Genomic DNA, 13,468 nt, shown 5'->3' with positions numbered 1-13,468 from the left:
GAGGTGCTAACCCCTTATGCCACCTAACTAATTAGGCGGTAACTTTAGCACCTCAGTACTGGCAATCTTAAAGAGTTAAAAGAACCCTATCCTGAAAAACGCATAAAAAAGCCTCAATCAAGAGGCTTAATGTTATTGGGTCGCTTCAACGAACAACAAATCAAACTTGTGCTTTTAACTGCAGCCAAACTTGGCTAGCTTTCTAAGCCGCCTGTGAGACGGTGAACCTTAACGTAGTTGCAGGTAATAAACTGATTATTTTCCAAGCTGCCTGTACGGCAGTGAACTTGCTGAACTCATAATTAAAGCTAGCAATACCTTTCTAAGCTGCCTGTACGGCAGTGAAGCGGCATTAAGACTGCTGCTCATAAATCCAGTGTTTCTAAGCTGCCTGTACGGCAGTGAACAATATTAAATATTCTGCCTTACATTTCCATAATTTCTAAGCTGCCTGTACGGCAGTGAACTCTGCGCTTTGCATGAGTAACTGCTGCAAACTTTTCTAAGCGGCCTGTACGGCAGTGAACAAAGTGCCATATCCGTTCTCCAGTGTGTACATTTTCTAAGCTGCCTGTACGGCAGTGAACAATCCGCCATTGATGAATGCTTGTTTTAATATTTTCTAAGCTGCCTGTACGGCAGTGAACTCCAAAGTCAGGCAAGATTCTGGGGTCGTACTTTTCTAAGCTGCCTGTACGGCAGTGAACGTGCTCGGCTACCACGCCGAACAGACAAGCAATTTCTAAGCTGCCTGTACGGCAGTGAACATATTGCAGCAAGGGCGTCAATCTGCGCGTAATTTCTAAGCTGCCTGTACGGCAGTGAACAAACAGTGATCGCCTCAGTCGCGTTCCAGTACTTTCTAAGCTGCCTGTACGGCAGTGAACGAGACAATGATGTTAGACTATTGTAACTCGTGTTTCTAAGCTGCCTGTACGGCAGTGAACAATGGGTTGAAGGTGAAACTGATAGTAATACATTTCTAAGCTGCCTGTACGGCAGTGAACCCAAGCGCATTGCAGGCGAGAAAGCTGTACAATTTCTAAGCTGCCTGTACGGCAGTGAACATTGGACGAAAATAGGTGAATACTCATCTATTTTTCTAAGCTGCCTGTACGGCAGTGAACCTGATGTTGAAACTGATTCAACGCCTAGCGACTTTCTAAGCTGCCTGTACGGCAGTGAACTTCCAAACTCCACCTTTGCCATTGTCTCTAGCTTTCTAAGCTGCCTGTACGGCAGTGAACATGCTTTATCTATCTGAGCGCATCTTAAAACATTTCTAAGCTGCCTGTACGGCAGTGAACTCTGCGGATCTTTTTTACGGTGTTTTCGTGGCTTTCTAAGCTGCCTGTACGGCAGTGAACATGCTGCTGCAGCATTTGATATCGTGCTTGGATTTCTAAGCTGCCTGTACGGCAGTGAACTTAGCGCATTCGCAGAGCCGATCCCAATGCTTTTTCTAAGCTGCCTGTACGGCAGTGAACCTTTACAGACTTCTGGCGGCTCTACGGGTGGCTTTCTAAGCTGCCTGTACGGCAGTGAACAAATGTCTCAGTGCGTAGCAATTAATGAAGCATTTCTAAGCTGCCTGCACGGCAGTGAACAAATGTCTCAGTGCGTAGCAATTAATGAAGCATTTCTAAGCTGCCTGCACGGCAGTGAACACGCTTCTAAGAAGAACGCCCGTTCAAATAACTTTCTAAGCTGCCTGTACGGCAGTGAACGTTAGCTGCGTGATGTAGTTAATTTGCGTAGTTTTCTAAGCTGCCTGTACGGCAGTGAACACTTAACGCAGTCTGATAGCTCATTCACTAACTTTCTAAGCTGCCTGTACGGCAGTGAACACGCCAGCATAAGCCGCTGTATATGCTTCCGTTTTCTAAGCTGCCTGTACGGCAGTGAACTTTTCGGCACAGGTCATGGTGGATTTTCTACCTTTCTAAGCTGCCTGTACGGCAGTGAACTTCCAATCGTATTTAGTGTAATCCTCAGGAGTTTTCTAAGCTGCCTGTACGGCAGTGAACGGGCAGTCGTGAGGCTGCTACCTGATTCAGTTTTTCTAAGCTGCCTGTACGGCAGTGAACATCACTTGGTGATGAATAGAGGAAGTCTGACTTTTCTAAGCTGCCTGTACGGCAGTGAACAAAACAAGGCGGATGGGATCACATATCCGAATTTTCTAAGCTGCCTGTACGGCAGTGAACTTGTAACGAGCCATTGTCGATCCCCTTATGCTTTTCTAAGCTGCCTGTACGGCAGTGAACGGTTAGGTCAATATTAAAACCAGCAGCACCTATTTCTAAGCTGCCTGTACGGCAGTGAACAAATCACTGATACGTACATCGAAGGCCGCAATTTTCTAAGCTGCCTGTACGGCAGTGAACTGCCTCGCGCTGAACGCTAAGCATGTTTTCAATTTCTAAGCTGCCTGTACGGCAGTGAACATTTTGTGTTAGATATTTTCGCCAAAGTGCTGTTTCTAAGCTGCCTGTACGGCAGTGAACTATCATCTACATCAATGGATATCATCTGCTCATTTCTAAGCTGCCTGTACGGCAGTGAACCTTTGTGTATTACTATTTTGATGTTTCTCGTTTTTCTAAGCTGCCTGTACGGCAGTGAACCACAGCCTGCGCCGACTTTAACCATTCTATACTTTCTAAGCTGCCTGTACGGCAGTGAACAATAAAAGCGAATCAAAGTTAGGCAAGGCTATTTTCTAAGCTGCCTGTACGGCAGTGAACACCAAAACCTGTTGAATCTCCCGCTTGAAACTTTTCTAAGCTGCCTGTACGGCAGTGAACCTAGCAATCCAGTGAATTGACCAACTGTTTCATTTCTAAGCTGCCTGTACGGCAGTGAACGATTATATTTTGGGGGTTTAATGCCAGTTAAATTTCTAAGCTGCCTGTACGGCAGTGAACTTCTTTGTAAGAATCATTCGACCACGAAAAGGTTTCTAAGCTGCCTGTACGGCAGTGAACCATATCGGTGATGTGGAGCGGCTTACTCAAGCTTTCTAAGCTGCCTGTACGGCAGTGAACAAACGAGCAAGCCAGTTGATTTAAGTGGGGTATTTCTAAGCTGCCTGTACGGCAGTGAACTCGTTGTTAAAAGTTATATCATCCACTAAGATTTTCTAAGCTGCCTGTACGGCAGTGAACAAAACGCAATTGCGTGTTTTTGTGACCAATAATTTCTAAGCTGCCTGTACGGCAGTGAACGGTTAGAATCTGCCTCGTTTACGAGCCTGTATTTTCTAAGCTGCCTGTACGGCAGTGAACGGCTCATAGCGAGTGCACTCCGGCGCGGCCAATTTCTAAGCTGCCTGTACGGCAGTGAACTGCCTTTAATCTTGTTGAGGATGTCGACAATCTTTCTAAGCTGCCTGTACGGCAGTGAACGCTTCTAAAGCTGGCAGAATTGTGAACCATATTTTCTAAGCTGCCTGTACGGCAGTGAACTGTCATTTTGACAGTTCCCGGCTTGCCATATATTTCTAAGCTGCCTGTACGGCAGTGAACTTTGGCGCATCGGAAAAACCAGATTACATCTTTTTCTAAGCTGCCTGTACGGCAGTGAACCCTAACAAAACCGCTAGCCAGTTGCTCATGCTTTTCTAAGCTGCCTGTACGGCAGTGAACAAACATTGAGTGTTTAGTTTCGACATAGTTAATTTCTAAGCTGCCTGTACGGCAGTGAACTCACTGGTGAAGAGGTTCCTGATGTCTCTGTGTTTCTAAGCTGCCTGTACGGCAGTGAACAAGCCGACGATGAAAATGAAAAACACCATAATTTTCTAAGCTGCCTGTACGGCAGTGAACAAAATAGTGCCACGATGCCTCACCCCGTAAATTTTCTAAGCTGCCTGTACGGCAGTGAACATCACTAGGCCAAAGCGGTCATTGGTGGTGATTTTCTAAGCTGCCTGTACGGCAGTGAACTGCTCGATACCGCTAAATTGATTAAAGGGCTGTTTCTAAGCTGCCTGTACGGCAGTGAACTATTTGATAGGGTTCACCCTTGATCATCACTATTTCTAAGCTGCCTGTACGGCAGTGAACAGTTAAAGCACTGTTTATGTGGGCTGCTAAGTTTTCTAAGCTGCCTGTACGGCAGTGAACATTTATCCCCGTCATCATCTGACTTAATATTGTTTCTAAGCTGCCTGTACGGCAGTGAACAATGCTGAAACCCGTGAGGTGGTCGATAGCATTTTCTAAGCTGCCTGTACGGCAGTGAACAATAGAATAAATCAATAAAAATAAGTTACAACAGGCAGTTAGGATAAAAATCACTTTTAACCTTATTTAAAACCACCTATTGCAACTAATTGTATTTAAACCATATTTTTAAAGAGCAAAAATAAAGGGTAAAACTTACCCTTTTTCGTTCAATTTAAAAGTGCGGTACGGTACCCAATACTGACTGTCCATTCACTTTGGCACTCAAACCATAACAATCGAAGCTCCCATTTTGTGATGTACTTTGTTGCTGCATCTGAATAAACAGCGGGAACTTGCTGCTTTTATCTGGGGATCGTTGCTTCGTTTGCTGGCTATGCAAGTAAATAAAGGGCAAAGAGCACAATGCTGTCGGCTTGCTTTGTTGTAAATCCGCTAAGCATTCCACCAGCGGTTTACCGGATTTTTCTGCCCATAGTGCGGCTTTTTGCTGCATATCCCGCTCTATACGTTCAGGCGATTTCACCTGCTTGCGTACAAAGCTTACGTAAGTTACATCGCTTGGTACGGGTTTGATCCCTTTGATGTGCACATAGTCTTCATATCGAGTTAACCACTGATGAATTGCCAGCTTTTCCAGTGTTGCTTGCTCTTTAGCAAAGACACGCAACTTACTGCCCAGCGGAAATTTCGCTTGACGATAATCAGGGAAACCCACCGCAACGAGCGATTGATTGCTACCCACTTTGTGCTCCACCAAGGCAATGTGCACTTGTTGAAAGACGTTTTGCCAAAGAAAGCCCAAGGCAATGTCGGCATCTGGCAATAAAGTGATCTCTTGGTAGTAGTTCATCACTGCCACCTATTTGTCACTTTCGCCAAATACACCACCACGCACCAATACCGCCATGACGTAATGCTCATCTTCTTCGCGGGGCAAGCTTTCACCACGCGCCCATTTATCGAAGAAGGTGTAAAAATCTTGCTTGTCTTTAGGGGTACGAAACGCTTTACCTAAGTTTGTGACTGCGCCATAGGGTTCAATCGCAATGGCTCCTGCACTTTGCTCCTCAGATGCATAATCTGGGTACCAAGTATCAATTGAGCGCAGTGCGTTACCAATTTTTTGAGAGTGCATCGCAGCATGCTCATTAACTGCATACAGAATTTTACTTTTCTTGGTTTTGCTGTTGCCTTTATCGAGCACTAACTCTTCACTGGGGTAAACTTCTTGGGCTTTACCGACTTTGGCGTAACAGTCAATTTGCAGCATCAAATGATCTGTTTCGCTGGCCAGCACCTGAGCAATTCTGTCGGCCAAACTATTGATGTGTGAATCATTATGATCAAAGTGTCGAGTACTGAATTGTTTGGCATTAAAGGTCCACGCCTGCTCTGCCCCTTTGTTTAATGCCCTGACTTGCACTTCAATCTCTTCTGCGCCAACGCGGTTGCGCCATAGAAAACGGGCATTAGCAAGGTTGGTGGCATAGCGTTTCGCCAATTCAAAACAGCCATATTTGGCAATGTACTGCGAAACCGCAGCACTGTAGCTCTGTTTGAACAACGCATTGTTACACGCCGACGGTTGGGCAATCCCCCCTAATACTTTGAGCGTGAAATGTAGCTTCAAAGAATCTTGTTCCTGCCCCAAAGCACAGGCATCCACTCGCTGTAAGTTTGGACTTTCAACTTTTGCATCCAGTTTAGCCGGATCTTTTGTGAAATCACCTGCGTCTTTCTTATTGAATCGATTAGAAATCGTGCCACGTACCGATTTCTCTTGTAGGGCTAATGGGGTTGCTTGCTCTTTTGTTTCCCACTGGCATCCAAAGAGGTAACCATCGGATGGCACTAATTTTTTTTCAAATGCGAGTACTGAGGCGGTGTCGTTATTTTTAGCCATGAGGTTGTTCCTTATTGATGTTCGTTAATAGCGTTAACTTGCTGACAAAGGTAAAGATCGTTTTCTAAATCGGGGTGGTATTGCCAAAGGATGTCATCGAGGTGTTTGATTTTGTGCGCCATTACAAATTCACCCAGTGTGACCACACTTTCGGCAAAGCGATGCGGCACTGATGGATCTCGCTGATTTTTTGCCTCACCTAATGGTGAAATGCCCTGAAAACCGGTGGCAATCGGCACAATCCAGCCACTCGTCTTGCGCTGGCTACGCCAAACAACACTTTGGTCTTCAAACTGTTCACATTGGTGATGTACGGAAAGGTAGCCGAGCAGCGCATCTAAGGCGTCATCGCCTTGCTGCATGGCTTCAATCATTAAATCGCGGCGTTCGATCAGCACATAACCTGGCATTAATTGGCGTAGGACTTGAGCTGTATTATCTTCAGTAATCACAGATTTGATTGAGGGCTTCCCAACGGAAAGAACATCGCCTCCTGCGACTTTCATCGTCGCGATCACTGCTTGCAACTGCTGTGTAAAGTCTGGCTGCTGAACTTGCTCCTGATCGCCACTCCACTCAATGACGAGGGATATATCCAAGTGGCAGCGTGCTTCCTCGATAAATGCCGAGCGTGAACCATCCTTATCGAGTGGATTGCCAGTACCGATAATTGAATGAACAAAGTCACCCTCACCTTTGTGGGTTTGCAAATTACAGTGATGGCTAGCCACAGCGACACTGTGTAGCATTAGTTCAGACAAACCTGCTTGGTTCAGCTTGCGTTCTAAGGCATGCACAAAGCCTAACCATGCCGTCATCGCCGGAAAGCCAATAGTAAATGGGCTTGAAAGTGCATTGGCGTTATGAATTTTTAGATGCGGAAGAATCAATACATTCATCGCAAGTTCTCCTTATTGCTGGCAACCACCTTTTCTAAGGCCAGCAGCTCTTGGTCAGCAAGTGTGATGGGATTAGCGATAACTTTGCTGCGGGAGTAGTGGTTGATTAAGCTACGCGCAATGTGGCGGGTGATTTTATCGAGCCACTCATCTTCCTTATGACGCTGCTCTGCAAATTCAGGATAGAGCCAGATTTTTTGCTCTAAAGGCAACGCACTCGATAATTCACCTGAATACTCTTCAAGAAACAGGCGTACTTGCCACATTTTTTCAAGCACCAAATCAACGTATTGCTGAATGCGGTAGTCGCGCCCATCACGGATATTGATGTTGTTGTAATCGGTGAGAAAGAGTCGATGCAGTGCTTCAAGCACCTCTTTCGCTTGCCAAGCAGTAAAACTCTCTTTGAAAAAATCCGTTTTAGGTAGACGGATATCGTGGGGCTTTAACTCCGGTGGCATAGAGGCCAAAAGGTGCGCTTTACCTGCAAATTTATTGTTTAACACACTTATATTTGCAGGTTTAGTTCCCCCAAATCCTATCGTGGTTAGGTCAAATATTTCTTGGTAACCAGCAGGATGAAATCGATTTACTTTCTTACACTCTCTTGCCTCGTTCGTTTCATTACTAAATCGAAGAGCATCGAGTCGTTGTCGGAGTTCAAACAAATGCCCAGAATGGGTCAATAAAGAAAATAAGTGATACTGTTGATCTGCGACAGGAAAATAAACCTGCTTGATTTTTGAGTTCGTAGATATTCCTTCACTTTTACTTTTAATAGCTAAGAAACTTGACCTGAGTTGTTCATAGTCAGCACCTTTAATTGTTAAAAGTTCTCTAGCTACTTTAGTCTCAGACTCGATGTGTTGAAGAACACTCACACCATCAGAAAGAATAACGCGAAGGAAATCTTCAGCAGCCAACGCACCAGCGTCGCCAACTGAATCAGTCAAATCAAATCTCACATTGCCAGATCTGACAAAACCATCATTACGTTGATTTCCTTCAAATAATACAGGGGTTACAAATGTGCCATCTTTAATATTTGTTTTTCCAACGCCTGTACTTGGATGGCTAAATTTACTTGGATGAGTAGTTAACGCTCTACTGCATATTTTTCGCGCCGCATCAGGCAACCAATTAACTAATAGAAAGTTTTGCTCACACTCCTGCTGCTTTTCCAATACTTCTGTCTCTGGCATTGCTGCACTGATATTTTTCTTTAGCCATGCTTCTTTACGTTCGGCAAAAAAGGTAGCTATTGCTGGGTCTAACATGCTACTCACCTCCATTATTTGACCTTAACCAACCCTAGCTGGTCGTTGTAGCTGTATTGCTGATTACCTTCACTGTAGATAAAACTGATTTCGCCATACCGCACTGACGTGGCAAACTCCAGCTCAACGCTTGGACTGTAGAAACTGACTAACTCGCTGTAATCACGCTGTAACCAAAGCTTCTGTTGATGCTCCGGCGCAAGCGGCTGATGTTCAATATTCAAGGTGCGTTCAATCGGATGTAACCCACCCTGCACTTCACGCAAGCAAAACTCTATACCGCGCTCTTTTTTGACTAAGTAGATTTGCACTGTCGGCTCACTTTTACGAAAGCGCTTGAAGTATTGCGGCAGTGCGGTAAGCCACCAGTAGCCATGAATATGACCGTGTAGATGCTCATTCCAAAATGACTGCGGCGAGCTGTTGCGACGATTACGGCTATATCTATCCTGACGGCTGGTATTGGCCTGCTGTAGTTTGCCAATTTGATCAGTGCCAAGGGTTTTCGCTGTTGCAAAGTGCTCTAAATCCGCCAAGTTGTTGTGTGGCTCTAGCACTGATCGCTTTTGAATACGGACAATGGCATTGACCGATTGCAACAGTGACTTTTCATCCACCAGCTCGGATAAATCATGAGTGGCGAGCTGAGTGGCGCTGTCTGTTTCATAGCCAGGATAATTAAATACTCGCTCTGCTCCTCCCCTGAAGCCTTTAACGTTGTATTGCAACAAGCCAATATTAGGTTCAATAATCTCTCCATCACGATGCCTGCGTACACGGCCTGCCATTTGAATAATCGAACGGAAAGAAGAAGGTTCAATCACCGCCCAGTCAAAGTCATGGTCACGCCCGACTTCTTCAACAGGGGTCGCAACCAGAATAAAAATCAGGTTTTTCGCTTGGCAAGCAGTTAGGTGTTCACTAATCACTGGATGAGCAAAAGCATTAGGCAGGTCACCCGCTTTCTCTTTGCGTTTGAGTACTTCATCCAAATGCTTTTCTTGCGCATGACGCAGCAACATAACTTGCTGGCTGTGATAAGCCATGCAGCGCACTTCGGTATCTTGTGGCCAATCACAGCTGAGTAGATATTGGGTTAATTCAACGCAAGGTTGAATATTGGCAACTCGAATCACGCCAAAAGACACCCATATTTGGCTTTCTGGCTCTAACGTATTGTGGTGCTGGTGTTTATCCCAAACCGCTTGCTTAACTATCTCGAAATACTGTTTATCTAGCGGTAGCTCATTCTGTTTAATACATTGAATAATATCGGCTTTTCGCCTCGCGCCTTGCTGTATTAGTTTACCAACGCGTTTAAAAACAAAGCTTTGTTGGAACACTTCATAGGCAGCTAAATCTAGATCATTACAGCCCACCATCTGTGCGTCGGTACTAAATTCATCGACATAAACACAATTAATACTGCTGGCTCGATCACGACTGGCAGCAAACACTGCCCACCCTTGACGATAGGCATTGTATAAACCAAGTGCTAAATCTGGTGGTATGGTTGCCGAGGAAATCATCACTTTGCGCCCCAGCATGCCAGCCAAATGCACTAATCGACCAATCGCAATCAGATCGTCGCCCGTGAAATCGTCAATTTCATCAATCACCAAGTCCGATGACATTAAACGCAAGCAAGGCAGTATATAACGCCCACCACGTTTGGTTTCGGTCGCGGCCATCATGTGGTCGATGGTACACACCAGTACTGGGGCATACAGTAGTTGACGATCTTTTTCTTTGGTTAAAACGGTCGTGAGTTCTTCTTCAGGCAACACACCTTGCCAATCCAGAACATCGTTTTCATCTTGCAGACTCTCCAAAGACTCAGAACCAGCGTCAGCTTGTTCAGGTTCAATGTCGTCTTTTTCAACCGTCTTGCCCGATTTATGTAACTCTGAAATGGCTTTAGAGCCTATAAGTACTGCCAAGTCGCTCTCTTGCAGTTTGAGCCGTTCTTTGTATTCGTCACCGGTTTGCAAAGTGAGTGTGCGCAAGCCAAGTGCCAGAATAAAACGTAGACTTTCACCATCTTCAGATAACGCCTGCATAATTTTGGCGTTGGCGATGGTTTTGCCACAACCGGTACTGGCCATGTTCACCACAAAATAGCCTTGGCTTTTATCTTCCGTGTGTTCACGCCACTCATTGATTTTGCGTACCGCTTTGTCTTGCCAACGGAATGCTTTAGGCGTGTTGGCCTTAGGTGCAAGCTCGCTGAGATCGGTGGCTTTTAGCGGCTCGGTTTCAAAAAACGGCAGTAACTTCACGGTGTTCACCGCGACTTTAGCAACATTCACTAAGTGCTCATCCAACTTTTGTTTTCGCGCTTTGGTGACGGGATCGGTGTTAGCGTACAGCTCTATCGACGTTTTCCATTGATGATCATTAGGTTGTGAAGAGTAATAGTGGTCACCTAACATCAGGCACAACCTTGCATGGTGTAAAATCCCTCTCCAACTACCATCATTCATTGCCTGTTCTAGTAAAGGCAGGTGATGTAATAAGTCTTTCGCGCGGCGTTTTAGCTCAGCAAGCCAAATCGAGGAATTGGAAAGTAGCCCTAACGGAAACTCAAAACATTTCGGCAGCAGCGCGTTGTACTCATCAAAGCGGTTTTCGTAGCCCCATGCTGGGGTAATTCTAGCCAACAGTTCCTCTAAAGAAGCGTTACCCAACTCTCGTTGGTCGTTACATAGAGCCTCTTCTTTTGGCAACGGTAATCGGTGATGAGAAACGATCAACCAAGCGATTAGAGCTGCCGCTGTCGGTAATTCGGCTAGCGCCTTTTCTCTTGGTAATGCATTGGCATTAAAGCAAGCTTCATCTATGCCTTGATTTATCAGTGAGTTTAGCCAAACCTCATCAAGACGTTCGTGAGTTTGACAAGAAATCCATTGGTGAAAGAGCAGGCAAGATACCCACTCATGGCGTAGCGGGTCACCTTTATGCTTAGGTTTCTTTTCGGGGTTTAATTTTTCTTGGAACAGTAAAGAGGCTTTACCCCAATCATGAAGTAAAGCAGCCATCCCAGCCAAACCTTTGATAAGCGGTAGATATTTCCAGTCACTTTCATAGTCGCTGTTGATTAAGTCTTTCTCTGTACTATTAACTGGCACAATGCCCTGTGCATTAAATTTCTTTTTATTACCCACCACCCACAACAATTGACTTCTGGAGCGGGAACGCAACCAGTGGCAACTAACGGCGGTGCTGCGGCTGGCGGTTTGACGCAGCATTTTTTTGACCGTTAACAAGCCCTCTTCGGTGATTAGCGTTTGCCAGGTGTTATCGCCAATTCGGTTGGCGAAGGCATCGAGTACGCGACGGGTTTTCTGGAGGGCGTTTTTCTCGCATTGACTGACAAAGGTGACCATCATCGCGGGTTCACCTCACTCTCTTGCTCGATCTTTGACTTACTCTCTAGGTGCTTTTCTGGCTTGATCTCAGGTTCATTCTCGGACTCTGTCTGGCCTTGCAGAGCGATACTTTTCACTGTATCGAACATAAAATCGAGTGCTTTGTGCTCGATAAAAGCTTGCAGTATTTGTTGGCGAAACTCTTGTTCGGTGGCGTTTTCTTTAGCGCAAACAAACGCCCACGGCAGCACAATGGCATCTTTGATTAAGTCTGCCACATCGAAAACTAAGGCTCCCCTTCGGGTTTTGCCATGCATAACAGCAAAACCATGGGGGATGCCAAGCACCCACAAGCAGCTTGCGGCGAGTCCATAGGCTAAATAGTTGCCATGATTTAAAAAATCGTTGGCTTTGTCGGTGCATTTTTTGTCTGGCTGATGCTGGCGAGTAAAACCGTCTTTGCCTGTGCTATTGGCTGCATACTTGTATAGCGCTTTGGTGAGTTGTGCTTCCGTGAGCAACAGCTCGGATTGTTTACTCGCGGCTTCGGTACGCTGGTGGAAAGTTGCAAGGGATTGCTTTATCACTTCATCTTGCAGATTAAATTTTTCAATAGTCAATTCTCGGTCTGATCGCCAAACGCGCTGCAAGTAATCAATCCGCGCGTTTTGAAATTGCTTCGCGGCGGCCAAGCGTTTGTCGTCATCAAACCAGAATGAAAGCCAGCCATGTAGGTATTCTGTCGGGCGATATTCGCTCTGTGGCGCAAACCATTCCACCTCACAAGCCATATGCAGTGGCGTGCCACCGCCACCACAAAACCCAACCAATACGCCTGCCTGTGAGAGCATACGCATCGCGGCTTGAGTAATTGAGGTACCGTTTCCAAGCATCAGTACTGTGGTGTTGGCAATCGGAATATTGAAGTAGAGGTTTTCTTTGTCAGCTTCGGTCAAATAGAGCACACGGCCATCTTTTTGCATCACACGGCAATATTCCAAGTAATACATATTGGCGCGCTTTGAGTGCAGAATTGTTTTTAAATCAGAAGGTGAAAAATCATCCATAAAAAACCTTAGTATGCTCTCCGTTTCAAACACATACTACATTCATAAGCGCTTACTCACCATAACGTTGTTGTGACACCTACGTCATATTTAGCAACTAAATCATCTCTAAACCGATATCCCTAATCACTGATTTCATTTAAGACTTAACTTATTAGGTCATATTCAAATTCTTTAAGTTAACAATCTCTTACTCCTATCCTCTCCAAAATCTATTCCTGCACAGCACTTTCTATCCATGCTGCAGTTCCACTACAAAGTGAGACTGCCTTGGGTGGAAAAAGTGGCCGTGTATAAGCTGTCTGGAAGTATCCCTTCGGTCTCTTCAAAGCCTTTGCAGATTTTCTTTTCAGGTAATTTGGCCATGTAAATACGTTCTCTTCGTCTTTTGAAACATAGCTGGAGTTAACCGCTTTGAAGATGAAGAACTAAGGGATGGATGTCTCAACCTCTTGTGTTGATCATCAGGGCGACAAGACAGGCGCATGCCGGTGAGGGCGATGCGCTTGTCTATACGTCAGTGAGTGCCCTGTTTGAATTATCTTTACCATTCCAGTGCTTAATGCATCGTGATTGCTAGGCTGGTAGTGTTCTAGGAATAGTAACTAAGCAAGTTCTGTAAGCTCTGAATTTTGTCCTTACCCTAGCTTCTTTTCGGTCGTTCCCTTAGTTTAGTTAGGTTATTTTTAGTTATTGCTCATAGGCTTACTTATAGAGGGATTCAGCCAAGAAAAAGCATTTCAATCTAGTAATGGAGGACACTC

General features: G+C 45.3%; 6 protein-coding genes and 1 CRISPR repeat array. All 6 genes read right to left on the bottom strand.

Annotation, left to right across the window (positions count from 1 at the left end; all coding sequences use genetic code 11):
- Positions 1-199 precede the first annotated feature (199 nt).
- A CRISPR array of direct repeats spans positions 200-4,247; the repeat unit is 28 nt; unit sequence TTTCTAAGCTGCCTGTACGGCAGTGAAC.
- A 154-nt stretch (positions 4,248-4,401) separates the two neighbouring features.
- The 6 genes from cas6f to cas1f are packed head-to-tail and all read right to left on the bottom strand — an operon-like array spanning position 4,402 to position 12,704.
- Positions 4,402-5,040 carry a type I-F CRISPR-associated endoribonuclease Cas6/Csy4 gene (gene cas6f / locus GWI56_RS07435; protein WP_198572563.1) on the bottom strand — a complete coding sequence of 213 codons (639 nt, stop codon included), beginning with the start codon at positions 5,038-5,040 and terminating at the stop codon, positions 4,402-4,404.
- 9 nt (positions 5,041-5,049) lie between these two features.
- On the bottom strand, positions 5,050-6,093 hold the full coding sequence (gene csy3, locus GWI56_RS07430) for a type I-F CRISPR-associated protein Csy3 (protein ID WP_198572562.1): 1,044 nt from the start codon (positions 6,091-6,093) through the stop codon (positions 5,050-5,052).
- An 11-nt stretch (positions 6,094-6,104) separates the two neighbouring features.
- Positions 6,105-6,992: a type I-F CRISPR-associated protein Csy2 gene (gene csy2 / locus GWI56_RS07425; protein ID WP_198572561.1), complete on the bottom strand. Its 888-nt coding sequence runs from the start codon at positions 6,990-6,992 to the stop codon at positions 6,105-6,107.
- Positions 6,989-8,269, bottom strand: a complete 1,281-nt coding sequence (locus GWI56_RS07420; protein WP_198572560.1) for a type I-F CRISPR-associated protein Csy1 — start codon at positions 8,267-8,269, stop codon at positions 6,989-6,991. The genes csy2 and GWI56_RS07420 overlap by 4 nt, the downstream gene beginning before the upstream one ends.
- Before the next feature lie 14 nt (positions 8,270-8,283).
- On the bottom strand, positions 8,284-11,658 hold the full coding sequence (gene cas3f, locus GWI56_RS07415; protein WP_198572559.1) for a type I-F CRISPR-associated helicase Cas3f: 3,375 nt from the start codon (positions 11,656-11,658) through the stop codon (positions 8,284-8,286).
- Positions 11,655-12,704, bottom strand: coding sequence for a type I-F CRISPR-associated endonuclease Cas1f (cas1f, locus tag GWI56_RS07410; RefSeq protein WP_198572558.1), 1,050 nt, complete (start codon positions 12,702-12,704; stop codon positions 11,655-11,657). The genes cas3f and cas1f overlap by 4 nt, the downstream gene beginning before the upstream one ends.
- Positions 12,705-13,468 lie beyond the last annotated feature (764 nt).

Source organism: Shewanella sp. DW31 (assembly GCF_015767295.1).
Classification (GTDB): Bacteria; Pseudomonadota; Gammaproteobacteria; order Enterobacterales; family Shewanellaceae; genus Shewanella; species Shewanella oncorhynchi.
This window is presented reverse-complemented; position numbering and strand designations above follow the sequence as displayed.